At 66.9% G+C, this 25,034-nt stretch carries 23 protein-coding genes; 12 read left to right on the top strand and 11 right to left on the bottom strand.

Annotated elements, in window-relative coordinates:
* Positions 1–28: 28 nt before the first annotated feature.
* Positions 29–721 (top strand): 7-carboxy-7-deazaguanine synthase QueE, encoded by a 693-nt coding sequence (locus KF715_12560; GenBank protein ID MBX3737521.1) that lies wholly within the window; start codon positions 29–31, stop codon positions 719–721.
* Here KF715_12560 and KF715_12555 read toward each other — a convergent pair whose 3' ends face one another.
* Both KF715_12555 and KF715_12550 read right to left on the bottom strand, forming a co-directional pair.
* Positions 722–1,375 carry an exopolysaccharide biosynthesis protein gene (locus tag KF715_12555; protein ID MBX3737520.1) on the bottom strand — a complete coding sequence of 218 codons (654 nt, stop codon included), beginning with the start codon at positions 1,373–1,375 and terminating at the stop codon, positions 722–724. It lies immediately after the preceding gene.
* A gap of 32 nt (positions 1,376–1,407) precedes the next feature.
* The gene (locus tag KF715_12550; protein MBX3737519.1) at positions 1,408–2,433 is read right to left on the bottom strand and encodes a TerC family protein; all 1,026 of its coding nucleotides are present in this window, start codon (positions 2,431–2,433) and stop codon (positions 1,408–1,410) included.
* Between the two features lie 194 nt (positions 2,434–2,627).
* On the opposite strand from KF715_12550, the gene KF715_12545 reads away from it, so the two are divergent.
* Positions 2,628–3,293 carry a response regulator transcription factor gene (locus tag KF715_12545; GenBank protein ID MBX3737518.1) on the top strand — a complete coding sequence of 222 codons (666 nt, stop codon included), beginning with the start codon at positions 2,628–2,630 and terminating at the stop codon, positions 3,291–3,293.
* Positions 3,294–3,314: 21 nt separating this feature from the next.
* Here the strand turns inward: KF715_12545 and KF715_12540 are convergent, their stop codons facing one another.
* Together KF715_12540 and KF715_12535 are read right to left on the bottom strand one after the other, a co-directional pair.
* Complete coding sequence (locus tag KF715_12540) at positions 3,315–4,313, bottom strand: zinc-binding dehydrogenase (protein ID MBX3737517.1); 999 nt, start codon at positions 4,311–4,313, stop codon at positions 3,315–3,317.
* A gap of 152 nt (positions 4,314–4,465) precedes the next feature.
* Positions 4,466–5,233, bottom strand: coding sequence for a TSUP family transporter (locus KF715_12535; GenBank protein ID MBX3737516.1), 768 nt, complete (start codon positions 5,231–5,233; stop codon positions 4,466–4,468).
* Between the two features lie 143 nt (positions 5,234–5,376).
* Between KF715_12535 and KF715_12530 the strand changes: the two genes are divergently transcribed.
* The 4 genes from KF715_12530 (at position 5,377) to KF715_12515 (ending at position 10,815) form a co-directional block, all read left to right on the top strand.
* Positions 5,377–6,894 (top strand): PAS domain S-box protein, encoded by a 1,518-nt coding sequence (locus KF715_12530; GenBank protein MBX3737515.1) that lies wholly within the window; start codon positions 5,377–5,379, stop codon positions 6,892–6,894.
* Positions 6,891–7,805, top strand: a complete 915-nt coding sequence (locus tag KF715_12525) for an SDR family oxidoreductase (protein MBX3737514.1) — start codon at positions 6,891–6,893, stop codon at positions 7,803–7,805. The genes KF715_12530 and KF715_12525 overlap by 4 nt, the downstream gene beginning before the upstream one ends.
* Positions 7,806–7,851: 46 nt before the next feature.
* Positions 7,852–8,583 (top strand): lipoate--protein ligase family protein, encoded by a 732-nt coding sequence (locus KF715_12520; protein MBX3737513.1) that lies wholly within the window; start codon positions 7,852–7,854, stop codon positions 8,581–8,583.
* A 93-nt stretch (positions 8,584–8,676) separates the two neighbouring features.
* Positions 8,677–10,815 (top strand): S9 family peptidase, encoded by a 2,139-nt coding sequence (locus tag KF715_12515; protein ID MBX3737512.1) that lies wholly within the window; start codon positions 8,677–8,679, stop codon positions 10,813–10,815.
* Between the two features lie 206 nt (positions 10,816–11,021).
* Here KF715_12515 and KF715_12510 read toward each other — a convergent pair whose 3' ends face one another.
* The 6 genes from KF715_12510 to KF715_12485 all read right to left on the bottom strand — a co-directional run bounded on the left by KF715_12510 (position 11,022) and on the right by KF715_12485 (position 17,653).
* The gene (locus KF715_12510) at positions 11,022–12,272 is read right to left on the bottom strand and encodes a 6-phosphofructokinase (GenBank protein MBX3737511.1); all 1,251 of its coding nucleotides are present in this window, start codon (positions 12,270–12,272) and stop codon (positions 11,022–11,024) included.
* A gap of 371 nt (positions 12,273–12,643) precedes the next feature.
* On the bottom strand, positions 12,644–14,086 hold the full coding sequence (locus tag KF715_12505; protein MBX3737510.1) for an adenylosuccinate lyase: 1,443 nt from the start codon (positions 14,084–14,086) through the stop codon (positions 12,644–12,646).
* A gap of 175 nt (positions 14,087–14,261) precedes the next feature.
* A complete protein-coding gene (locus KF715_12500; protein ID MBX3737509.1) occupies positions 14,262–14,588 on the bottom strand; it encodes a pyrimidine/purine nucleoside phosphorylase in 327 nt (108 codons plus the stop codon).
* A gap of 254 nt (positions 14,589–14,842) precedes the next feature.
* Positions 14,843–15,955 carry a DNA polymerase III subunit delta gene (locus KF715_12495; GenBank protein MBX3737508.1) on the bottom strand — a complete coding sequence of 371 codons (1,113 nt, stop codon included), beginning with the start codon at positions 15,953–15,955 and terminating at the stop codon, positions 14,843–14,845.
* A gap of 44 nt (positions 15,956–15,999) precedes the next feature.
* Positions 16,000–16,233: a hypothetical protein gene (locus KF715_12490; protein ID MBX3737507.1), complete on the bottom strand. Its 234-nt coding sequence runs from the start codon at positions 16,231–16,233 to the stop codon at positions 16,000–16,002.
* A gap of 91 nt (positions 16,234–16,324) precedes the next feature.
* A complete protein-coding gene (locus KF715_12485; protein ID MBX3737506.1) occupies positions 16,325–17,653 on the bottom strand; it encodes a CinA family nicotinamide mononucleotide deamidase-related protein in 1,329 nt (442 codons plus the stop codon).
* Between the two features lie 298 nt (positions 17,654–17,951).
* Here KF715_12485 and KF715_12480 point away from each other — a divergent pair, with 298 nt between their 5' ends.
* The 3 genes from KF715_12480 (at position 17,952) to KF715_12470 (ending at position 21,097) form a co-directional block, all read left to right on the top strand.
* Complete coding sequence (locus KF715_12480; protein ID MBX3737505.1) at positions 17,952–19,376, top strand: excinuclease ABC subunit UvrC; 1,425 nt, start codon at positions 17,952–17,954, stop codon at positions 19,374–19,376.
* A 46-nt stretch (positions 19,377–19,422) separates the two neighbouring features.
* The gene (locus tag KF715_12475; protein ID MBX3737504.1) at positions 19,423–19,863 is read left to right on the top strand and encodes a hypothetical protein; all 441 of its coding nucleotides are present in this window, start codon (positions 19,423–19,425) and stop codon (positions 19,861–19,863) included.
* 115 nt (positions 19,864–19,978) lie between these two features.
* On the top strand, positions 19,979–21,097 hold the full coding sequence (locus KF715_12470; GenBank protein ID MBX3737503.1) for a hypothetical protein: 1,119 nt from the start codon (positions 19,979–19,981) through the stop codon (positions 21,095–21,097).
* A 34-nt stretch (positions 21,098–21,131) separates the two neighbouring features.
* On the opposite strand, the gene KF715_12465 is transcribed toward KF715_12470, so the two are convergent.
* On the bottom strand, positions 21,132–21,974 hold the full coding sequence (locus tag KF715_12465; protein ID MBX3737502.1) for an SDR family NAD(P)-dependent oxidoreductase: 843 nt from the start codon (positions 21,972–21,974) through the stop codon (positions 21,132–21,134).
* Between the two features lie 88 nt (positions 21,975–22,062).
* Here KF715_12465 and KF715_12460 point away from each other — a divergent pair, with 88 nt between their 5' ends.
* The 3 genes from KF715_12460 (at position 22,063) to KF715_12450 (ending at position 24,952) form a co-directional block, all read left to right on the top strand.
* Positions 22,063–23,733, top strand: a complete 1,671-nt coding sequence (locus KF715_12460; GenBank protein ID MBX3737501.1) for a mucoidy inhibitor MuiA family protein — start codon at positions 22,063–22,065, stop codon at positions 23,731–23,733.
* A gap of 176 nt (positions 23,734–23,909) precedes the next feature.
* Positions 23,910–24,383, top strand: coding sequence for a transposase (locus KF715_12455; GenBank protein ID MBX3737500.1), 474 nt, complete (start codon positions 23,910–23,912; stop codon positions 24,381–24,383).
* 92 nt (positions 24,384–24,475) lie between these two features.
* Positions 24,476–24,952, top strand: a complete 477-nt coding sequence (locus tag KF715_12450) for a paraquat-inducible protein A (GenBank protein ID MBX3737499.1) — start codon at positions 24,476–24,478, stop codon at positions 24,950–24,952.
* Positions 24,953–25,034: the final 82 nt, after the last annotated feature.

The following is a 25,034-nucleotide window of genomic DNA, read 5'->3' as shown; positions in this document are numbered from 1 at the left end:
CGCTGATCGCTGAAAGCTCACGCCGGTCATGCTGATCTCCGAAATTTTCCATTCCATCCAAGGCGAGGGCGAACTCGTCGGCGTGCCGTCGGTGTTCGTGCGCACGAGCGGGTGCAATCTCCGCTGCAACTGGTGCGACACCCCCTACGCCTCGTGGTCGCCCGAGGGCACGCAGCTGGGCGTCGACCAAATCCTCGCGGAGATCGCCCGGTATCCGGCCAAGCACGTCGTGTTGACCGGCGGCGAGCCGATGATCGCGCCGGAGATCCACGAGCTGGCGTTTCAGCTGAAGGAACGCGGTTACCACATCACGATCGAGACGGCGGCGACCGTGCCGCCACGCGGCATCGCGTTCGACCTCGCCTCACTCAGCCCGAAGCTCGCGCACTCCGCGCCCGATTCGCGCCTGGACGACACCTGGCGGCGGAAACACGAGGCGCTGCGCCGGCAGCCCGAAGTGATCGCGGCATGGATCGCGGCGGGCGACTACCAATTGAAGCTCGTCGTCCGCGACGAGGCCGACGTGGCCGAGATCGAGGAACTGTTGCGCGACACGCTCTGCGTCGTGCCGCCACACAAGGTCCTGCTCATGCCCGAGGGCACGACGCTCGAGACGCTCCGCGCGCGCGCGGGCTGGTTGAGCGAATTGTGCAAGGCGCGCGGCTACCGCTACGCGCACCGCCTGCACGTCGAGCTCTACGGCAACCGGCGCGGCACCTGATCAGCCGCCCAAACGCTCGAGGATGCGGCGCACCGCCTCCACGATCACCGTCGCCCAGAATGCGAAATAGCCCACCGTGCCCACGAAAAGCGTGTAGCCCGCCGCGATGCCGAAGCCGTCGCGTTCAAGCAGGCTCATGGTGAGGACGACGATCACGAGCGCCGGCAACGTGTTCGTGAGCGGCGGCACCGGCGGCAAAGGCAGGAGCAGCAACACCGCGGCCGCGGCCACGACCAGCGTGTGCAGGCGGATTTTCCACGGCGCGTCCGACAGCCAATCCCATCGCGGCCGCAGCTGGCGCTCGATCCAGCCGACGATCCTGCTGCCCGCCTCGAGGACGCGCGCGAAGAATTTCGGCGGCAGTTTCACGTCGCGCAGGCGCGCCGGCAACCAGGGCGGCAAACCGGCCGCGAAGCGCAGCGCGAGGATCAGGATCACGAGCCCGAACGGCGTCGACAGGCCCGGAATCGTGACCGGCGAGCAGAACGGCAGGCTGCACACCACGATGAGCAGCGCGGACGCGCGCGCGCCCAGTTTTCCCATCACCTCCCCGAGCGTCACCGCATGGTCGCTGAAGGCGACGGAGAGCGCGTGGAGGTCGTCCGACAAACGGCGCAGCGGGTCGTGCGGCGAGGAATACGCAGAAAAGGGCACGGGAGAAAAATGTGGACCGGAGCGGCGGGCTCTCAAGTGCGGTTTGTCCCCGCCGGCGCCGGTCGGGCCGGAATCAGCAGCGAAGCGGCGATCGCGCCCGCGAGCAACGCCCCGATGAGGCCGAGCGACCAGCCGATGGGGAACTTGCCGCCGAAGGCGTCGTTCAGCCACACCATCTTCAGGCCGACGAAGATCAGGATCAGCCCGAGCCCGTATTTCAGGAAGCGGAACTTGTGCATGACGCCCGCGAGCAGGAAGAACAGCGCGCGCAGTCCGAGGATGGCGAAGATGTTCGAGGTGAACACCACCAACGGCTCCTTCGTCAGCGCGAAGATCGCCGGCACGCTGTCCACCGCGAAGACGATGTCCGTCACCTCGAGAAACACGAGGCACACGAGCAGCGGCGTCGCATGCCACGCGCCGTCGAGTTTCGCGAAGAAGCTCTGGCCGTGCAGCTGCGCGGTCACGGGCATCAGGCGCCGCAGCAGGCGAATGAACGGATTTTTCTCCGGCTCGATCGGCTTTTCGGGCGCGAACAAGATCTTGCAACCGGTCAGCACGAGGAAGCCGCCGAAGAGCCAGATCACCCAGTGGAATTTCATCAGCACCGCGCCCAGCGCGATGAAGATCACGCGAAACACGAGCGCGCCGAGGATGCCGTAGAAGAGGACGCGATGCTGGTATTTCAGCGGCACCGCGAAGTAGCCGAACACGACGACGAACACGAAGATGTTGTCCACCGACAGCGATTTTTCGACGACGAAGCCCGTGAGGTATTCGAGCCCGGTCTGCCTCGCCAGCGCCGCGTGATCGAGCCCGGCCAGCCGCGGATCGAGCGGGAACTGGTAGAGCGCATACTGGTAGAGCCCGTAGCCGAACAGCAGCGCGAGCGTGATCCAGACTGCGCTCCAGCCCAGCGCCTCCTTGAAGCGCACCTCGTGCGCCTGGCGGTGAAACACCCCGAGATCGAGCGCGAGCATGCCCAGCACGAACAGCGTGAACAGTCCGTAGAGCCACCAATAGTCGGCGAACGGAAACAGGGGAATGGAGTCGGTCATGGCGAGGCTGCCGAGATTCCGCGCCGACCGCACGCCCGCAAGCCGGACCAGCTTGGAAACCTCCGCGAAGTTTCCAGCAAGACGCGGCCGCGCCGTTCCGTGCGGTCACCCTCACCCGCGGCGCGATTTCGCCGTGCCTTGCGCTTGAATTTTCCAGCCAACCCCGAAACAGTCCCGCCCGGGCCAAACCACGCATGTGTTCGGCCCTATCCATTCTCCAGATCGAAGACGACCCGCTGTGGCGGGATTTTTGCGCCGCCACGCTGCGTGATCGACCGGAAATCGGCTCGCTCGAGGCCGCCGTCGACGGCGCGGGCGGACTCGCCCTCGCCCAGCTGCGCCGCCCGGACGTCGTGCTCCTCGACCTGCGCCTGCCCGACATCGATGGCCTCGTCCTGCTCGAACAGCTCGCCAAGCTTCGCCCGCGGCCGCCGAAAATCCTGATCCTCTCGGTGCGCCACGACGCGTGGGCGCTGTTCCGCTCGCGCGACGAGCGCGTGCACGGCTTCCTCTGGAAGAGCGGCGAGATCCAGGCCCACCTGCTCGCCGCTCTCACCGCCCTCGCGCAGGGCAACAAATACTACCCCGCCGACGTGCGCCAAGCGTGGTCGGAGCTTCGCGCCGACCCGAGCGCGTTTTTCAAAATCCTCTCCAGCCGCGAAATCGACCTGATGCACCATTTCGCCAGCGGCCTCGGCGACGCCGAGATCGCACAGCGGATCGGCCTCAGCACCCTCACGGTGAAATCCCACCGCCAGCACGTGATGACCAAGATCGGCGTGCACAGCACGCCTCAGCTGATCCACTGGGCCATCCGCGCGGGATTCGGACGCGGCGACGGAAAAGACGCGCCGCTGTGAGCCGGTGCCGCGACCGACCGCTCAGATTTTCAGCACGATCTTTCCGAACTGCGCCGCCGCCTCCATGTGCCGCAACGCCAGCTCGGCCTCGCCCAGCGCGAAGACGCGATCGACCGTCGGCACGATCTTCGCCGCCGCGACCAGCGTCGCCATCCCGGCGAAATCGACCGGCGAACCCATCGTCGTGCCCAGCACGTTGATTTGCCGGAAGAAACTTTTCCGCATCTCGAACAACTTCGGATTGCCCGCCGTCGCCCCGAAAAACGCGATGCGCCCGCCCGGCTTCGTGCAGTCGATGAGTTTGGTGAAACCGTCGCCGCCCGCGCTGTCGACGATCACGTCGAACGCGCCGCCTGCCGCCCGCAAGAGTTGTTCGCTCCAGTCCGCGTCGCGGTAGTTCACGCCTCCCAGCGCACCGAGGGATTTCGCCCGCGCGATTTTCTCCGGCGAACTCGACGTCACCCACACCTCCGCGCCCGCCGCGCGTGCGAATTGCAACGCGAAGAGCGCCGCGCCGCCGCCGATGCCGGTCACGAGCACGCGTTCGCCGGCCTTCAACTGCGCGCGCGTGAACACCGCGCGCCACGCCGTCAACCCCGCCAGCGGCAACGCGGCGGCCTGCTCCCACGTGAGGTGCGCGGGCTTCGTCGCGAGGTTCGCCACCGGCACCGCGATCTGTTCCGCGAACGTGCCGGCATCAGGCATGCCGAGGATGCGAAACGCCGACCCCTGCGCGCGTGGATCCGCGCCCCAGTCCAACGCCGGATTGATGATCACTTCGCGCCCGATCCACGCTGCGTCCCCGTCGCTGCCGACCGCGGTGACGACGCCCGCGCCGTCCGAGCCGGGCGTGATCGGCAGCTTGATGCCGGGATACAGCCCTTGCTGGATGAAAACGTCGCGGTGGTTCAACGCCGCCGCCTTCAGCTGCACCACAGCGCAGCCGGCGGCCGCGACCGGCGCGGGCACATCGTGGAGCGAGACGGGCTGTTTGATCGCGGTGATCTGGACGGCTTTCATGCGAGCGACGATACGACGCGCGCTGCGGAGCGCAAACGCTCGCAAGGCCGGGCGGCGAGTCCGTTCGCCGCCTCAGGCGTTTGCCGTGGCCGCGAGCTCGCCCGCAACTTCGCGCGAGGAGGCGGACGGCGCGGAGTTCGCGCTCTGCCCGCTCATTTCACGTAGTGCTGATAAATCAGCTTCGCGATCGTCAGCGTCGCCATCACGAGGAAGATCGGCCGCACGAACCGCGCGCCGCGCGTCATCGCCAAGTGCGCGCCCAACCGCGCGCCGATGAGCTGCCCCGCTCCGATCGCGAGTCCCGGGCCGGGCACCACCGCGCCCGCCGCGGCGAAAAACGCCAGCGCCGCCGCGTTGCTCGCGAGATTCATCACCTTCGTGTGCGCCGCCGCCTTCACGAAGTTGTGCCCGAGAACCATCACGAACGCGATGGTCCAGAACGAGCCGACGCCCGGCCCGAAAAATCCGTCGTAGAAACCGAAACCCAACCCGAACACCGCATAGAACGCCGACGTTTCCATCCGGTGATGGCGATCGGTTTCGCCGAGTTGCGGCCGGAAAACCATGTAGATCACGATCGCCGCCAGCAGCCAGGGAATCGCTTTCCCGAGCAGCGCCGGGTCCAGCAATCGCACCGCAAACGCTCCCGCGACGGCGCCGATGGCCGTGAACGCGACACCGCGCCCGCACTCGCGCAAATCCACCGCGCCCTGCCGCGCAAAGCTCCACGTCGCCGACGCCGTGCCGAAAACCGAGCCGAGCTTGTTGCTGCCCAGCGCCAGCGCCGGCGGCAACCCGACGCCCAGCATCGCCGGCAGCGTGATCAGCCCGCCTCCACCCGCGATCGCGTCCACCGTGCCCGCCACCAAGCCGGCGGCGAAAAGCAGCGCGTAGTGGGCGGCGGTCAACTCGGGCAACATGGCTTGCGTTTATTTCCGCCCGTCGCGACGAGGGAAAGCTAGAACGTTTCACCCGCGGCATCGCGCGGCCCAAATCGCCCGTCCGACACGCAGGCTTTGACATCGCCCGCGGCGCAATCCCACGATGCGTCGACGAGCGCCCCATGCCCGCCCGCAAGCCCACTCCCGTTGCGCCCCTAGCCGCCGGCCCCGCCCCGGCCGCCGTGGCGTTGCTCGAGTCGCTCCCCGAGGCCGCGCTAATCACGCGCGACAAATGGGACGCGGCCGGCGTCGAGATTCTCGCCGCCAACGCCCGCTTCGCCGCGCTCTGCGGCTACAGCGTCGCCGAACTCGTCGGCCGCAACACCCGCCTGTTGCACGGCCCGAAGACCGAGGTGCTCACGCCCCGCGCCGGCCGCGCCGCCGCGGAGCGCCTGCTCGCGGGCGAGGGTTGGCTGCATCGCAAGGACGGCAGCGCGTTCTTTGCCGGTTGGAATTTTTCCTCGCTGGGCGACGGCCTGCTCGTCGCCGTATTTCGCGACCTCTCCGAAGTGCGCCGCCTGCAGGAAGCGATGTTTCACTCGCAGAAACTCGACACCGTCGGCCAGCTCACCGGCGGCGTTGCCCACGACTTCAACAACCTCCTCTCGATCATCAACGGCTACTGCGAGATCATGAGCGCCAAGCTCGCCGGTCTCCCCGCCGCGCAGAAGGACCTCGAGGAAATCCACCGCGCCGGGCAAAAAGCCGCGCGGCTCGCCCGCCAGATCCTCGAGTTCAGCCGGCGTCAGGAAACCGAGGCCCGCGTCGTCAACCCGAACACGCTCATCCGCGAGATCGCCGACATTCTCCGCCGCGTCGTGGGCGAGGCGGTGAAGGTCGAGATGCGTCTCGCCTCCGACCTCGGCAACACGCGTATCGATCCGACGCAGTTCCAGCAGGTGCTGCTCAACCTCTGTTTCAACGCCCGCGACGCCATGCCGCACGGCGGCAAGCTCACCGTCCGCACCGCCAACCACAAACAAGCGGCGGCCACCGCGGACCTGCGCGCCGGCGATTACGTGATGCTGCAGGTCTCCGACACCGGCACCGGCATGGACGAGGCGACGCTCGCGCGGATGTGGGAACCGTTTTTCACCACCAAGCCCCACGGCACCGGCCTTGGCCTGCCGATGGCCTTCGCCGTCGTGAAAAGCTGCGAGGGCCGCATCACCGTCCGCAGCAAACCGGGCGCCGGCACGACCTTCGAGGTCCTGCTCCCCGAGACGCCCGAGCCCGAGCAGGTCTACAGCACGATGATCCCCGCGCTGCCCGGCGCACGCGGCTCCGAGACGCTCTGGCTCGTCGAAGAGGATGAAGTCCTGCGCAAAATGGTCAGCGGCATCCTCGCTGTCGACGGCTACAAGGTGCAGGAATTCGCGACCGTAGCCCTCGCCCTCGGCAGCGTCGGCAAGGGTCCCGCGCCGCATCTGCTGCTCATCGACGCCGGCGTGGCCGACGCGGCGAAATTCATCCAGTTGCTCGCCGGGAAATGCCCGCGCCTGCGCGTCCTTGCCGTGTCGGTCGACTCGCCCGCCTCGGCGTTGCGCGATTTTCCGCCGCGCTCGTTCGCGCATCTGCCGAAGCCTTTTGCGCTGAGCACGCTGCTCCGCTCCGTCCGCGGGCTGCTCGACACGCGATGAAGCTGCTGCTGACGGGCGCGTCCGGCCTGCTCGGCGCCGCCCTCGCCCGTGCCGCCGCGGCACAAGGCGATGAGGTGATCGGCATCGTCGGCCGCTGGCCCGCCGCGGTGCCCGGCGTCGCGCGGCAGGTTTCCCTCGATCTCTCACAACCGGAAACCGTGGCCGCACTCGCCCGCGAAACCCGACCCGACGCCATCGTGAACTGCGCCGCCATCGCCGAATCCGCGGCGTGCGAAGCCGCGCCCGAACTCGCGCAACGCGTGAACGTCGATCTCCCGGCCGCATTCGCCGAGGTCGCGCGCGAAGTCGGTGCCCGCTGCGTGCATGTGTCGACCGAGCAGGTCTTCGACGGCGCGAACCCGCCCTACTCCCTCGCCTCGCCGGTCAATCCACTTCACCGCTACGGCCGGCAGAAACTCGCATCGGAACAACGCGTGCTCGCCGCCGATCCGCACGCAGCCGTGGTGCGCGTGCCGCTGATGTTCGGCAACAGCCTCGGCGGCCGGCGCAGCGTGCACGAAAAGTTCCTCGAAGCCTGGGCGGCCGGGAAAACCATGGCGCTCTTCACCGACGAGATTCGCGCCGTGTGCAGCGCGGAGAACGTCGCCGCGGCGCTGCTCGAACTCGCCGCGCGGCCCGACCTCGCCGGCGTGCTGCATTGGACAGGCGCGGACCCGGTCTCGCGCTGGGAAATGGGCCGCGCGATCTGCGCCCGCTTCGGTTTTCCGACGGACTGGATATCGGCGACTTCGCGCGCGGCGATGCCGCAATTCACCGCGACGCGCCCACGCGACCTCACGCTGGACCTGGCGCCGCTCGACCGCGCGTTGCGCGTGAAGCCCGAGCGGTTCGCCGCGGCCGTGGAGCGACTGGTGTTGCCGCCGTGGTGGCGCGGCTTCGGCCAGGGCTAAACGTCGATTGGACACGCGCGCGGCGACGCCTAAATGTGGTCAGTCCATGAGCACCGTTTCGCCCCTTCACGTCCTGCCCGTCCGCACCGCGGGTGCCGCCGAGAACATGGCGATCGATTTCCTGCTGCTGCAACGCTACCCGGACGCCGCCGCCGCGCGCTTCCGGCACTACGAATGGCGCGGGCCGGCGTTCACCTTCGGTTTCAGCCAGAAAATCGCCTTCGTGCGCGAGAAACTCGCCGCCGATTTGCCCGCCGATATTTGCCGACGGCCGACGGGCGGCGGCATCGTCGACCATCGCAACGACTGGACCTACGCGCTCGTGATCCCGCGCGGCCATCCGCTGGAGGAGGCGCGCGCCACGCAGTCCTACCGCGTGGTCCACGAGTGCCTGACCGAGTCGCTGGTCGAGCTCGGTCAACCGGTGGAACTCAAGGCCGTCTGCGAACCGCCGCCGGAAGGCGCGGATTGTCCGCCCGGCCCCGGTGTGTGCTTCCAGCGCGCAGAGTTGTTCGACGTCGTGAACTCCCGCACCGGCGCCAAGGTCGCCGGCGCCGCGCAGAAGCGCAACAAGCACGGCCTGCTCTTTCAGGGCTCGATCGAAAAAGGCAGCGTCGGCGCTCTTGATTGGGATGATTTCGGCGCGCGCTTCGTCGCCCGATTAGGCCGCGCGCTCGCCGCCGCAGCCGTCGAAACGCCCTGGCCGGAGCTGAACGAGGACGAGGTCTCCGGGCTGATCGAACAGTATTCGTCGGCCGACTGGGTCGAGTATCGCTGAATCCGCCTCTTTCGTGGAGGCGGATGCGTCGTTCGTCGCATCGGGCGGACACGGCTTTGACTCGCGCGCGGCGTTCGGTTTGCTCGCGCCAGAATGAAAACTCCTCGCGTTGTCGCGTTGTTCGTCACCGTGGTGCTCGCTGTGGCCGCCGTCGCGGCCGACAAGCGCCCGATCACGCCGCAGGACCTCTGGGCCATCAAACGCCTCGGCAGTCCCGCCCTTTCGCCCGACGGCAAGACCGTCGTGTTCACGCAGCAGGAATGGTCTATCGAGAAGAACAAGCCCACGAGCAACCTGTGGGCGGTCGACGTGGCGAGCGGCGCCGTGCGACGCCTGACCACGGCCGCCGCCGGTGACGGCTCGCCAGTGTGGAGCCCGGACGGCACGCGCATCGCCTTCACGTCGAAACGCGGTGACGACGAGGCCGCATCGCTCTACGTCATCCCCTTCGGCGGCGGCGAGGCGGAGAAGGTGCTCGAGTTGCCCGGCTCCGTCTCAAACCCCAAATGGATGCCCGATGGCCGCGGCGTCGTGGTGGCGACGACCGTGATCCCCGAACTCGTCGGCAAACTCGGCAAGGACGACCTCGCCGCGATGAAGAAGGAACTGAAACGCCGCAAAGACTCGAAGATGACCGCGAAAGTCACCGAGAACCGCGTCTACCGCTACTTCGACCACTACCTCGTCGACAGCGCCGCGACGCACCTCGTGCTCGTCGACGTCGCGACCAAGACGATCCAGGACCTCACGCCGAAGGTCGACCGACTCTTCAGCAGCAGCGGCGAAGTGCATTTCGACATCGCGCCCGACGGCAAGACCATCGCGCTGGACTTCAACAGCACGCCGCCGCCCTACCGCGATTTCCCGAACCAGGACATCTACCTCGTGCCGACCGACGGCTCCGGCGCGATGCAGAACATCACGCCCGAAAACAAGGGCGGTGACGAATCGCCCAAGTGGGCACCCGACGGCAAGAGCGTCTACTTCGTCCGCACCGAGACGCCGTATTACTCCGGCGAATTCCAGAAGCTCTGGCGCCACGACCTCGCGAGCGGCAAGAACGTATCGGTCACCGACGCGCTCGACTACTCGATCGACGAGGTGGAATTCTCCGCCGACGGCCGCACGCTCTGGTTCGCCGCCGAGGACAAGGGCGTCGTGCCGATCTTCAAGGCCAACGCCGACGGCTCGGGCCTCACCGCCGTGTATCGCGCCGGCACCTCGTCGAGCGTGCGCGTCGATGGCGGCACGGTCGTTTTCCTCAACGACACCACCTCGCGCCCGAACGAGCTCTTCGTCCTCGACGCAGCGACCGGCCAGACCCGCCAGCTCACGCACGTGAACGACGCGTTCATGGCGCAGCTCGATCTCGGCAAGGTGGAAAGCTACACGTTCGCCGGCGCCGGCGGCCTCGAGATCCAGGGCTGGCTCGTGTTCCCTCCCGGCTACGACGCCGCGAAGAAATACCCGCTCGTGCAGCTCATGCACGGCGGCCCGCACACGATGTGCCGCGACAGCTGGAGCTATCGCTGGAACACGCACGTATTCGCCGCACCCGGCTACGTCGTCACCTGGGTGAACCGCCACGGCTCGACCGGCTTCGGTGAGGAGTTTTCCCGCAGCATCCTGAACCAGTGGGGCGACATGCCGTTCGAGGACATCATGCGCTCGACCGACTACCTGCTCGATCGCTTCAAGAACCTCGATCCGCAGCGCCTCGCCGCCGCCGGCGCCAGCTACGGCGGCTACATGGCCGCGTGGGTGCTCGGTCACACGGATCGTTTCAAAGCCATCATCGATCACGCCGGCGTGAACAGCAGCTACGCCCAATACGCCACGGACGTCCCGCATGGCTTCCCCGAAGTCATGGGCGGCAAGCCGTGGGACAACGTCGAAGGCCTGCAGCGCGAGAACCCGATGTTCTACGCGAAGAACTTCAAGACTCCGACACTCGTGCTGCACGGCGAGATGGATTACCGCGTCCCCTACGGCAACGGCCTCGAGCTCTACGGCGTGTTGCAGGCGATGGGCGTGCCGTCGCGACTGGTCGTATTTCCGGACGAAAACCACTGGGTGCTCAAACCGCAGAACGCGATCTACTGGCACTGGGAAATGCAGAGCTGGCTCAGCCGCTACATCGGCGGCAAACCCGCCCTCGAAAAGCCCGACTTCGACGCCGAGAAGAAGGCCGACGACAAAAAAGACGCCGCCGCGTTCGCGCCGAAGGCGTGAACCGCGATTGGCGGCCGCGCGTCGGACCGTCCCGGCGCGCCGTCGTCGACCGCCATCGCGCGGGAGGGCGCGGCTACCGCCGCGCCGCGAACGTCACTGGATTCCAGTCCCCACTCGGCGCGGCAGCAGCCGCGCCCTCCAGGAGAATGCCGAAACAAAAAGAGCCGGTCTTGCGACCGGCTCGAAATTTTCGCGCTAGCGCCTGATCAGCCTTCGAACGCGCTGAGCTGCTTGTCGACGCGCTCGCCGTGCAGGCGGATGTAGGACGGGATGCCGTTTTCATACGGCACCGTGACTTCGCCCTGAATCAGCGGCGTGGCGTAGCGGTAGAACTGGAAGTTCAGGCTGACGCCGTCCTCGTTGATCCACTCGCGCGGGAGCTTCTTGGTGTTGCCCGCCAGATCGGCGAACGCCACGAGGCCCGTCTCGCAGGTGTAGGTGTCGGTGTCGCCACGGACGAGCGTGATCATTTTCTCGCTCTCGCCGTCGATAGCGGCCTTGACCGCGGCCTGGCCGGCGAGGAACGCCTCATCGGCGTCCGTCTTCGAGGCGAGGTGGGCAGCGGCGCGCTGGGTGACGCCGAGGCGGGTGAGGCGGACCTTCGCGCCGACCTGCGACTCGACGATCTCCTTGAGGTAATCGCCCACGCCGCCGAATTGCGCGGCGGTGGTGGCATCGCCGGACTCGACGGCGACGTAGTTGCCGTCCTTGTCGACGAGGCCTTCGCCCACGACGATCACGCAGTGCTTCTCGCGCTTGAGAATGCGGCGGACGTCATCGGCGAACTTGGCGGAGTCGAACGCGACTTCGGGCACGTAGACGAGGTGCGGCGGGTCGTTCGGGTGATCGCGGCGCTTGGCCAGCGTGGCGGCGGCGGCGAGCCAGCCGGTGTTGCGGCCCATGACTTCGACGACGGTGACGATGTCGTTCTGCGCGGTGGCGTCGGCGTCGATCGAGAGTTCGCGCACGGTCGTGGCGATGAACTTCGCGGCGCTGCCGTAGCCGGGGCAGTGGTCGGTCGTCGGGACGTCGTTGTCGATCGTCTTCGGCACGCCGATGACGTTGAGGTCGTAGTTCGCGGCGCGGGCGGCCTCGGCGATCTTGGCGGCGGACTCCTGGGAGTCGCCGTCGCCGATGTGGAAATAGTAACGGATGTTGTGCGCCTTGAGGACTTCGAGCGCGCGGGCGACTTCCGTGTCCTTCTTCAGCTTCGTGCGGCAGCTGCCCAGCGCGGCGCCGGGCGTGTAACGCAGGCCGCGGATCGCCTGTTGGGATTCGGCCGCGAGGTCGACGAGGTCCTCCTGGAGGAGGCCCGCGACGCCGTTGAGCGCGCCGTAGACTTCCTCGATGTTGCCGTGATTGAGGGCCTCGGAAACGATGCCGGCGATGGTCGCGTTAACGACCGCGGTCGGGCCGCCGGATTGGCCGATGAGACAGTTGCCTGCGAGTTCTGCCATGGTTGTGTGGAGTTAAAGCTGTTAAAGAAACGGAAAGAGGGTCCAAAAAAGGTCGGGCCGCGAGCACTGGCAAACCAATTCTCCCACCGCGCCGGGAAATAGTAAAAACGCCAGGTCGTCTCGGGGAAACGCGCCGTGCCGCGCCGTGCAGAAGCGCAGCGTAGCCGCGGCGGGGACAGGGAACCTGTAGGGCTCGACCTCGTGTCGAGCCTACCGGCCGAAGGCGGCACGCGCCTCGTTCGCCGCCAGGGCCTCACGCAAGGCGGGGCCCTACAGCCTCTCTCCCAACTCCTGTGGTCAGCGTGCTTGCGCGCGCCTCGTTCGGACCGGCGCGCGCAAGCACGCTGACCCACGGGCACCCCGGCGCCAGCTCAGAGCAGTTTGCCGGGCCGGTAATCGGCCGCGCCTTTCGCCGCCTTCGCGAGCGGCTTCACGGTGGCGACGAATTCGTCGACTTGGTGCGGCGCGGCGCCGACGAAGCGGCTGCTTTGCGCGAGGATTTCCTGGAGCTTCTTCTTGCCGAGGCCGACCTTCTTGTCGGCGGCGAGGAGCGAGAGCAGATCGGCGTTGCCGCCGGAGCGGAGCGCCTTGGCGGCGGCGAGGGCGTGGAGCTTGATCGCCTCGTGCGCGGTCTCGCGGCCGGCGCCGTTCTTCACCGCCTCCATCAGGATCGTCGTCGTGGCGAGGAACGGCAGGTTGCGCTCGTTCTCGGCGGCGATCGCCGCGGGGAAAATCTCCATCTGCCGCAGAATCGTCAGGTAGGTTTCGAACAGCCCGTCGATCGCGTAGAACGCATCCGGCAACGCCACGCGGCGCACGACGGAGCACGACACGTCGCCCTCGTTCCACTGGTGGCCGGAGAGGCTCGCCGTCATCGTGACGTAGCCGCTGAGGATCGTCGAAAAACCACAGACACGCTCGCAATTGCGGGCGTTGACCTTGTGCGGCATCGCCGAGGAGCCGACCTGGCCTTCCTGGAAACCCTCGGTGAGCAGGCCGGCGCCGGCCATGAGGCGCAGCGTCGTGCAACAGCTCGCGGCCGCCGCGCCGACTTGGTGCAGCGCGCTCACGACGTCGAAATCCAACGACCGCGGGTAAACTTGTCCGACCGCGCCGAGCGAGGCCTTGAAACCGAGATGTTTCACGACGCGCGCCTCGAGCTGGTCGACCTTCGCGGCGTCGCCGCCGAGCAACGTGAGTTGGTCGAGCTGCGTGCCGACGGCGCCCTTCAGGCCGCGCACCGGATAGCGCGCGATGAGGTCCTCGAGTCGCGCGTGGGCGATGAGCAATTCCTGCCCGAACATCGCCAGGCGTTTGCCGAGCGTCGTGGGCTGCGCCGGCACGTTGTGCGTGCGACCGGTGATCATCACGTCGCGCATTTCCGTGGCGCGGGTGGCGAGCAGGTGGAGGGCGGCGACGGCCTTGAAACGGACGAGTTCGAGCGCCCGCGCCACTTGGAGCTGCTCGACGTTTTCCGTGAGGTCGCGGCTCGTGAGGCCGAGGTGAATGAACTGGCGTTTCGCCAAATCGGAAAACTCCTCGATGCGCGCCTTCACGTCGTGGAGCGTCGTGCGCTCGCGCTCGGCGATGCGCGCGAGATTCACGTCGCCTTTCACGCGCTCGTAGTCGCGGATCGCCTCGGTCGGGATCGCGACGCCGAGGTCGCGCTGCGCCTTCATCACTGCGATCCAGTAGTCGCGTTCGAGCAGGATGCGGCCGTGCGCCGACCAGATTTCCTTCATCGCCGGCGACGCGTAGCGCTCAGCGAGGACGTTCGGGATGGAGGCAGGAGAGGGCGAAGCGGCGTCGGACATGGGAGGCGCCAACGGTTACGGACGGCCGGGGAACGTTGCCAGCGGAAAACCTGTCAGCGCGCGGACGCGTCGTGAACCGGTGGTCGCCGGCGTCCCCGACGGCGACAAATCTGCGCCGCAGGCATGGCGCCGCCGAGACGTCGGTGCCCACCCATCCGATCTCACTGTCGTGCGCTCAGAGAAACGAGCAGATGTATTCGCAAAGCCCGCTCTTCACCTCGATGGTGAAGCCCGACTTGCCCGGGACATCGAAAAATGTGCCGGCCGCGTAGTCCTGCCAATCCTTGCCCCCGTCGAGCTGCACGCGGCAACCACCCGCGACGATCTCCATGCGCTCCGGCGCACCGGTGCCGAAATGATACGAGCCCTGATAAATCAGCCCGAGCGTCTTCTTCGCGCCGCCCGGCAGCAGCACGGTGTGGCTGACGACCTTGCCGTCGAAATAGACGTTGGCCTTCGTGTGAACCGTGACGCCGGAGAACTCGGTGGGGAGCGACATGATGCCGCGACCGTGTCAGCCCGCCCGCTTGCGCCGCAAGCCGCGCCCCTGTCATGTCGCGGGACGCGTTCCAAAACTGCAGCCGGACTCGCTGAGCCCGGCCGGTTGGAGCCGTTCCGGTCGGCGAGCGTCTTTTCGCCGGGGTCGGCGACCCCGGCTACAGGTTGCGATCCGGGTAGGCAGCGAGCTTGCTCGCGCCATTTTTCCGCAGCGGAGCTCGGTTGGGCGCGTGCAAGCCCGCTGCCTACTCGGATAAATCACGCGCCGAGGCAGCGCACGACCATCTCGCGCATCACGGTCTCCTGCTCGTTTGGCCGGCGGATGATCTCCTCGAACGCGCGGATGAATTCCTGCTGGTTGTCGATCAGGCGGCGCAACGTCGGGAGCTTCGCGCCGCCGACGAGCTTGCCGGCATACCATTGGTTCTGGGTGAAGAGATTGAACGAGCTCTTCTCCGCATCGCCGCCGAAGCGCGCCGAGTAGACGCCCTGCGCGCGCGCCCACGCCGACTTGTCGAAACCGAACCGCTCCGACGGTGGCTTCAGCTCACCCGCGTCGATCAGCACTCGCGCTTGGATCAGGATGCGATTGCGGTTCTGGAGCGACGAGATGAGCGGCCGCGAGTCGCCGCCAGCGAAGAAGTGCCGCTGCAACGCATCGAGCGTCCCGCGCAAATCGGCCGCGAAGAACCGATCCGCCGCCTCGAAGAAGTCGCCCTCGGCGACGTTGGGCGTGAGATCGGCCACGTGCGCCTCCTCGATCGCCGCACCCTCGCCGGCGAAGGTGGCGAGCTTGCGCACTTCCTCGGTGATGAGGCGCGTGTTGGCGCCGACTTTGGTGAGCAACAACTCCACGGCACCGTCACCGAAGCTGGCGCCGATCGCGCGCGCCTCGGCCAGCGCCACGCCCGCGAGGCCCTCGGCCGCGCTGTCAGCATCGCCGCCGACGAGTTCGAAGTCGGCGTGCGACTCGCACCATTTCGGGAAACTGCGGCGGCGGTCGAGCGGCGCGGCGGTGACGATCACGCCGACCTCCTCGGGGTTCACCTTCTCGAGGATTTCCTGGAGCGCCTCGACCTGCCGGAGCGTGCCTTCGGCGCGACCGGTGACGGTGTCAGCTAGGAAGTTCACGTCCTTGAACCACACCACGCGCTTGCCGCCGAACATCGCGACCGTCTGCACGGAATCGCGGAAGCGGTTCACCGCCGTCTCGACCTCATCGACGTTGTTGGCGAAGCCGCTCAGGATCTCGCGCGAAAAATCGTCCGCGCCCGCCTCCTGCGCCATGGCCTCGAAGCGTTCCTTGCCCAGCCGGCCGACGAGGAAGTCGTCGGGACCGCAGATGAAGACGAAGGATTTGGCGCCGGGCATCGCCCAACACACAACGCCCGCCCCGCCCGCTGGCAAGCGCAGGCTCAGTCGTTGCCCAGCGGCGCGTCGGCGGTGAAGAGCCGCACGATGCGACCCGCGATCACGAAGGCGACGAATCCGACGCCCATCCGGAGCACCGGCACGACCGCCAGTTGGCCGTTCACGGCCCCGCCCGCCCCGCCGCTGATCAACCGCAGCAGATCGGCCCCGGAAGAGAACAACAGATAAATGCCGAGCAGGCGCACGAACAACGTGGCGAGATATGCAGCTACTTTCATGGATATTGGCTGGCCCGCGCCCGGGAGACAGCCGTGGCCGGCGAAATCACGCAGCTGTTATTCAGCCACGCCGCGCCCTGCTTTCACGGCGTCAGTTCGCCAACGGATTCGCCGCGCGCCGCGCTTCGCGGACGATCTCGCGGCGCAACCAGTCGATCGCGGCCGTGACCGCGCGCTGCTTCACCGCGGGGCGCTGGCCGGGATAGCTGAGTTTTTTCGACCAGTCTCCGGCCGGCGAATGCAGGCCGATGTAGATCGTGCCCACGCCATTGTCGTCGCAGCATTTGCCGCTGTTCGTCGGGCCGGCGTAGCCCGTGATCGCCAGGCCGTAATCGGCGCTGAGCTGCTCCGCCACGCCGCACGCCATCGCCACCGCGCACTCGGCGCTGACCGCGCCATGTTGCGAGAGCAGGCACTCGGGACAGTCGAGCAGCAGCATCTTCGCGTCGTTGCTGTAGCCGACGATGCCGCCCATGAAGAACTTCGAGGCGCCGCACACGTCCGTGAAACTGTTGGAGAGCAACCCGCCGGTGCACGACTCGGCCACCGCGAGCGTGCGCCCGCTTTGGCGCAAGTGATCGGCCGCGACCTTCGCGAGCGAGTCGTGGCCGAAGCACACGAAGTCGTCGCCGAGCAGCGCGGCGCACTCGTCGGCGATGGCCTGGAGCGTCGCGCGCGTGTATTGGCCGTCCGGCGAGCTCACGCGGCAATCGACCTGCCATTGATGCGCGCAATACGCGATGCCGAGCCCGGGAAACCGATCGAAGATCGGCTGGAAGCGCGTCTCGAGCATCGATTCGCCCACGCCAGCCGTGCGGATCTGGACGTAGGACTCGGTTTCCGAAACGAGGCCGAGCCGCGCCAGCAGCGGCAACACCTGATCGGTGAACATCGGCTGCAACTCGTTCGGCGGGCCGGGCAGCATGACGAGCACCTTGCCATCCTGCTGCGCCCAGAGGCCCGGCGCGGTGCCGTTGGGATTCGGGAAAACTTCGCCGCGCGAGAAACGGAACGCCTGCTTGCGGTTGTTGGGCGTGCAGGTGCGGTTGAATTTTGCGAACCGGTCCTCGATCGCCGCCATGAGCGCGGGATCGAACACGAGCTCCTGCCCGAGCACTTCCGCCACGACCTCACGCGTGCGGTCGTCGCACGTGGGCCCGAGTCCGCCGGTGGTGATGATCACGTCGGCCCGCGCCCAGCTCTCGCGGAACTGCCGCGCGATCGTGTCGGCGTCGTCGGAAATGGTGACATTGCGGTCGAGCTGCACGCCGCGCCGGCCGAGCTGTGCGCCGATCCACGTGAGGTGGGAATTGGCCGTCAGCCCGAGGAGCAACTCGTCGCCGAGCGTGACGAGCTCGAAGCGCGGAGATGATTTGCCAGCCGAGGCGGGCTGGGGATTGTTCGACGGAGAGGCGGCCATGACCTGAAGTCGCACCGTAGCGCTAAATTTCCAAAAATCCAGCCGCAGAGCAGGAAACCACGAATGAACACGAATAGACACGAATGGCGGAACCGGAGCGGCGCTCGTCGGAATTTCGCGGGCCGCCACGCGCGCAAGCATCAGCGCGCCCGCGTCGCACGGCGCTCAGTGAGTTATTCGTGTGCATTCGTGTCCATTCGTGGTTCGTTCCCTCCTTCTTCCCGTGCCTGAATCCCGCTCCATCGACGCCATCCGCGAGAAAGTCCGCGCGCTGCCGGACACGCCGGGCGTTTACCTGATGAAGGATCGGCTCGGCCGCATCATCTACGTCGGCAAGGCCAAGAGCCTGAAGAAGCGCGTCTCGTCCTACTTCCAGCCCGGCCGCACGCGCCAGCTCCGCCACCAACCGAAAATCCGCACGCTGATCGAGATGATCGCCGACTTCGAAACGATCGACGTGAAGTCCGAGCCCGAGGCGCTGCTGCTCGAAGGCAAGCTGATCAAGCAGTGGCGCCCGAAATACAACACGGACTTCACCGATGACAAACGCTTCCTCCTCGTCCGCGTGAACCTCGAGCACGAGATGCCGCACTTCGCGCTCACGCGCTTCCGCAAGGAGGACCGCTCGCGCTACTTCGGGCCGTTCGCGCACTCCGGCCTCCTCCGCCGCACGCTCGCGACCATGCGCAAGCAATACGGCGTGCTCCTCGGCGACGCGCACCCGATCAAGCTCCCCGACGGTCGCTATCAGCTCTACGAGGACGTCCGCGCCGAGCTCTACGGCTGGCCCAACGAGGTCACGGCCGCCGACTACCGCGCGCGGGTGGAGCAAGCCTGCGACTTCCTCGACGGCAAGAGCCGCGAATGGCTCGACGAGTTGCGCGAGGAGATGAAAGCGCGCGCCGCCAAACAGGAATACGAGAAGGCCGCCGAGCTGCGTGACGTCGTGCTCGCCCTCGAACGCACGCTGTCGAAAACCCGCAAATTCACCCGCGACCTCACGCGTCTGCGCCCGAACGACGAAGCGCTGCGCGCCGTGCAGGAGGCCGTCGGCCTCGAGGCGCCGCCGCGCCACATGGAGTGCTTCGACATCTCGCACATCAGCGGCACGTTCGTCGTCGCCTCGATGGTGCACTTCACCGACGGCGTGCCCGACAAGGACAACTACCGCCGTTTCTCGATCAAGAGCTTCATCGGCAACGACGACTTCCGCGCCATGGAGGAAGTCGTCGGCCGCCGCTACCGCCGCCTGATCGAGGAACAGAAGCCGTTCCCCGATCTCGTCGTGATCGACGGCGGCCGCGGCCAGATCGCGGCGGCGCTGAAGGCCTTCCTCGCCCTCGAATGCCCGCCGCCACCCATGATCGGCCTCGCGAAGAAGCACGAGACGATCATCTTCCCCGATGCCCGCGACCCGCTGAACCTGCCGCTCACGCACCCGGGCCTGAATCTCCTCCAACGCCTGCGCGACGAGGCCCACCGCTTCGCCAACACCTACAACGCCGACCTCCGTTCGCGCAAAATCCGCGAGAGCATCCTCGACGACTTCCCCGGTCTCGGCGCGAAACGGAAAGCCGCGCTCCTCGCGCATTTCGGCTCCATCGACCGCCTGCGCGCCGCGACGCCCGACGAGATCGCCCAAGCCGAAGGCATCGGCCCGAAGTTCGCGGCCGAGCTCCACGCCTTCCTCGCCACGCCGCTTTCGTCACCAAACGAAGATTGACGACGTTAGCCTGCGCGATGTCGTTTCCGGCGGGCCACCCTTCTCTATGAAAAATTGGATCCGCTTCGGGTGCGTTGCGCTGTTTTTCGCTCTAAACTACAGCGTAGAGGTGCGCCTGGAGCGCGGTGCCGGCACCTCCGAGCAGCTGTTCCTCTTCACCGGCCAAAAGGTCAGTTACCTCATCTGTCTGCTCGCGTCCCTCGTCGCCGCAACTGCATTGACGGCCTCTAGCGCCCCAAGAGCGTCCCTGCCGCGTCGGCGCTGGCCCACCTGGGCGGAGATTCCGAAGTGGCCGATGCTCGCATTCCTGCTCCTGTTCGCGACGGGCTCCTGGCGGCAGGATGGCTATGCCGGACGCGACGGTTACATCACCATCAAGTATGGTTGGTTTCGCGAAGCGAACCTCGGCCTTTATCTCGCGGTAGTGGTGACAGTAATTCTCGTGGATATCGCGCTGCGTCGCTCCGCCGACCGCCGCACCGCCTGAACTTTCGCCTCGGGCAACTACGCCGCTCAATTGAACGACCCGATGCGGAGCATCGGGTTTATCGAATACCCGGATCGCCACCGTTCTGGTAGGTTCCGAGCGAACCGCCCGCCCCATGAATGCCGAATCCGTTCCGACCTCGTCGCCTGCTCCCGCTCCTGCTCCGCGGCTGACTCTCCCGAAACGCAAAGCCGCCATCGTGCGCAACGCGCTGCAGGAAATGGCGCGCCAGGAAATGATCGCTCCAGCGTTGGCCGATGACCTCTCGGCGCGCATCGTGCCGCTGAACTTCGACTGGCGCCGCCTCGCACGCTACTCGTTCGCGGGCGCAATCGTGTGCCTCGTCATCGCCGTCGGCGCCGCGCTGGCCGACAAATGGATCATGGAGCTGATCGCGCGCCTCTTCCACGCCTCGTGGGGTTGGAAGAGCCTCGCGTGCGCCGCGCTCTCCGCCGTGCTCTTCTGGTTCGGCACGCAGCGCCGCCACCGCGCGCCGGACAAAATCTACAGCAACGAGGCCATCTACTTCGGCGGCGTGCTGGGCATCGCGGCGTCGGTCGCGTGCCTGGGCAAGGCGATCGGCGACGGCAGCGGACACTTCTCGCTGCTCATCCTGCTCGCCGCGCTCGTCTACAGCGCCCTCGGCCTGCTGCTGGAGTCGAAACTCATCTGGATCTTCGGGCTCCTCTCGCTCGGCAGCTGGTTCGGGGCGGAGACGGGCTACGCGTCGGGTTGGGGCGCGTATTATCTCGGGATGGCGTATCCGCTGCGCTTCGTGCTCTTCGGTGCGGCGCTGACGCTGCTCTCGCTCCTGCTGCGCGGCCGGCCGCGTTTCGCGGAATTCTTCGGCACGACGCGCGTGGTCGGTCTGCTCTACCTGTTCATCGCACTGTGGATCCTGTCGATCTGGGGTAACTACGACGGCTACGCCTCCTGGCACCGCGCCACGCACTTCGAGCTGTTGCACTGGTCGCTCTACTTCGGCGCCGCCGCCGCCGGCTGCATCTACCTCGGATTGAAAAGCGACGACGGCGTGCTCCGCGGCTTCGGTCTGACCTTCCTCGGAATCAATCTCTACACGCGTTTCTTCGAGTTCTTCTGGGACGGCCTGCACAAGGCCGTATTCTTCGCGATCCTCGGCGCGAGCTTCTGGTTGATCGGCTCCCGCGCGGAGACGATCTGGCAAATGCGCCGGCTCAAGCATCGCCTCGCGAGCGACAGCGACGACGAGTAGTGCGGCACCTCTCGCAGCCGCACGACCGGCGCGTTCACCGCCGCAGCCGCACGATGCGCGCGAACAGCCGGTTCGGCAGGAGCCACTTCAAAAGCAGAAAAATCTTCGCGTGAAACGGCGCCGCGTAGCGCGGCGGCGGATTGCGGCTCGTGAGCGCGTCCTCGACGCAGCGCGCGATGTCGTCCGGCGCGCCGGCCACCGAGCGCAGCTTCTTGTAGCCGACGCGGAAGCCCGCGAGGAACGGCTCGTAAGGTCCCGCCTGCGCGAGAAATTCGTCCGACGCCGCGTCCGCCGCCGAGACGAACTCCGTCACGATGTAACCCGGCCGGATGAGCGTCACGCGCACGCCGAACGGCTCCAACTCGCCGCGCAAGCCGTCCGTCAGCGCTTCGAGCGCGTGCTTGGTCGAATCGTAGATGCTCGACAGCGGTCGCGCGATGCGCCCGGCGACGGAGCCGATGTTCACCACGCAGCCGCTGCCCTGCGCGCGCATGGTCGGCAGCACCAGCTGGGTGAGCGCGAGGAGCGAAAAGACGTTGGTCTCGAAATTCCGGCGGATCGCCTCCACTGGCACAATCTCCAGCGGACCGCGCGTGCCGTAGCCGGCGTTGTTCACGAGCCCGTCGATGCGGCCGAATTTCGCGAGCGTCACCTCCACGAGCCGGCGGCGGTCGGCGTCGCTCGTCACGTCGCCCGCGACCGCGAGCACGTTTGCGTCGCTCGGATCGAGTTCGCTCGCCAGCGCATCGAGGCGATCCTGGCGGCGCGCGGAGATGACGATCTTCGCCCCCCCGCGCGCCAAACGTCGCGCCGTGGCTTCGCCAATGCCCGACGAAGCACCCGTGACGATGACGACCTGACCGGAAAGCGATGGCATCACCTTGAGATAGCGGAGTCTGGCACCATGAACAGTTTTTCTCTAAGAACTTTCCGCTCTCGCCGTCGTCTCATTGCACCCAATCGATATGAAACTCCTCCGGCTCACCGCCCTCCTCTCCCTGTTCGCCGCCGCGCTCTCCGCCGCGCCGGTCGAATCCACCATTTCCGCCGTCACGGTCTACACCGACCGCGCCGTCGTCACTCGCACCGCCACCGTCGATCTTGCCGGGGGCCAGGCCGAACTCGTCTTTGCCAACCTGCCCGAGTCGCTCCTCGACCAGTCCGTGCAGGTCAGCGGCCGCGGCACCGCGCAAGCCGTCATCCTCGACGTCGCTGCGCGGCGGACCTTCGTCGACTTCACGCCCAACGCCCGCGTGAAAGAAATCGAGGATCAGCTCCGCGCCCTCCGTAACGACGACCGCACGCTCGGCGACCAGGTCGCCGTCCTCGGCAGCCAACGCGACAGCATCAACGAATTCATGAAGAACGCCGTCGCCGCCTCCAAGGACGCCGGCCGGCCGAAACTCGAAGACGTGCGCGCCACGCTCGAGTTCGGCCAGAAACAGCTCCTCGATATCGCGCAAGCGAACCAGAAGCTCGACCAGCAACGCGAGGAACTCGGCAACAAGATCGCCGCGCTCGAACAGCAGCTCAACGAGCTCCGCGGCACCGGCGGCAAGGGCTTCAAGACCGTCGTCGTCCGCGTCTCCGCCGCCCAGGCCGGCAACCTCGAGCTCGCGCTCTCCTACACCGTCGGCAACGCCCGCTGGACGCCCAGCTACGACGCCCGCGTGCTCAGCGGCGAACGCTCGGTGGCGCTCGGCTACTTCGGCGTCGTCCGCCAGACGACCGGCGAGGACTGGAAGAATGTCGCCCTCACGCTCTCGACCGCGCGCCCGTCGCTCGGCGGCGCCGCGCCGACGCTGACGGCGTGGAATTTGGATGTGTGGGTCAACCGCCCGATGGCGGCAGCATCTGAGCCCCGTGACGCTTACGAGGCCGACAAACGCGAGCAACGGGCCAAGCTCAACGCCGCCCGCGTCGTGAACATGCAAGCCTTCACCACCAACGCCGCGCCCGCCGACATGGCCCCGCCGCCGCCCGAAGCCGAACTCGCCTCCGCCACCGTCGAATCCGGCGCCACCAGCGCATCCTTCAAAATCGCCACTGCCTTCACGATCCCGAGCGACGGCTCCGCGCAGAAGGTCCCGATCGCCGCCGCCAAGCTCGCCGCCAATCCCGAATACCTCACCGTCCCGAAGCGCCAGCAGACCGCGTTCCTCACCACCAAGGTCGTCAACTCCACCGACTTCCCGCTGCTCGCCGGCCCGATGAACGTGTTCCTCGACGGCACCTTCGTCGCCACCAGCGCGCTCCGCACCGTGATGGCCGGCGAGAAGTTCGACCTCGCCCTCGGCGCCGACGAGGGGATCAGCGTGAAGCACAAGCGCGTGCAGAAGTTCACCGAGGACACCGGCCTCACCAACTCCGGCAAGCGCATCACATACGAGTATCTCCTCACGATCCAGAACAACAAGAAGTCCGCCGAGCGCGTGATCGTCGTCGACCAGCTCCCGCTCTCGCGCAACGAGAAGGTCGTCGTCAAGCAGCTCGCTCCTGACGCCCGCGAAGTGAAGCCCACCGACGAAGGTTCGCTGAAGTGGACGCTCGACCTGAAGCCCGGCGAGAAGCGCGAGATCACCGTGAAGTTCGCCGTCGAGTATCCCAACGACGTCAACGTCACCGGCCTCGAGTAATATTCCGGATATCTTCCGCGCCTTTCTGGGTGCGCGAGGGCCCGCCGCCAGGCGGGCCCTCTTTTTGGCCCGCGCGCTGACTCGTTGTAGGGCGGGGTCTCCCGACCCCGCCGTCGGGCTTGTCTACGCGCTCCGGATAAGCGAACTTCACATCGGGTCGGGCCACCCTCGCATCCATGAATCGCCCTGACCGCAACCACCTTCGCCGTTTGGCGCACGTCTGGATCGAAAACCCCATCTACTTCGTGACGGTTTGCGTCACGCACCGGCGTCCGCTCTTGGCGAGGACCGCGGTCGCTGAAGAATTGCGGCGTGCCTGGGAAAAATCTCCTTCCCTGCATCGCTGGGCCATCGGGCGTTATGTGGTCATGCCGGACCATGTGCATTTCTTCGCCCGTGCTTGCCCGGATGCGAAGTCGCTCGCTGATTTCATGCGCGATTGGAAGAAGTGGACGAGCCGCCGGATCGCCTCCGTGGCGCTCGAGCACGCACCGATTTGGCAGCCCGAATATTTCGACCATGTGCTGCGATCTGCGGCCAGTTACGCAGAGAAATGGAATTATGTGTCCGCCAACCCAGTCCGTGCGGGACTGGCGACACGCGCGGAAGACTGGCCGTATACCGGGGAGTGTGTGGTGCTCACGTTCTGAAGAAGGCGGGGTCGGGAGACCCCGCCCTACATCGGTGGGATTCGGTCCACCCCGGCTTGCGCGTCGGCTCCCCTTCCGCCTGCATACGCGCCATGTCCACGCCGACCCGCTCGTCCGCCGCCGTGCCCGCGCTGCTCGTCGCCGCCGCGGCGCTGTTCCTCAGCGGCGTATTCTTCCCGTTCTTCCATGTGGCTAAATTCTGGGTCTTTCACGAAGCCATCTCCGTCGTGGGCGGCATCGTCACCCTCTTCCAGGAAGGCGAGTATTTCCTCTTCGCGGTGCTGACGCTGTTCACGCTCGTCTTCCCCGCCGCCAAGCTCGGACTGCTCGCGCTGATCTGGCTCGAGCGCGACAAGGACCTCTCGCGCATCCAGCGCCTGCACCGCTGGGTCGCCACGCTCGGCAAGTGGTCGATGCTCGACGTGTTCGTCGTCGCCATCCTGATCGTGGTGATGAAGGCCGCCGGGCTCGCCCAGATCGAAATCGGTTTCGGCCTCTACCTGTTCACATTTTCGGTCGTCGCCACGCAAATCGCGTCCGCGTGGATCGACCGGCAGCTGGGCGCCTGACCGCCGCGACGCGGCAAAGAAACTCCGAAGCCGTGCAACAGATAGCAAGCCGCCGCCCTTGTCGGCGCCGGTCCGCGCATTT

It is taken from the genome of Candidatus Didemnitutus sp., from assembly GCA_019634575.1.
Classification (GTDB): Bacteria; Verrucomicrobiota; Verrucomicrobiia; order Opitutales; family Opitutaceae; genus Didemnitutus.
Note: the sequence above shows the minus strand (reverse complement) of the source record. Positions and strands in the feature narration are given on the sequence as shown.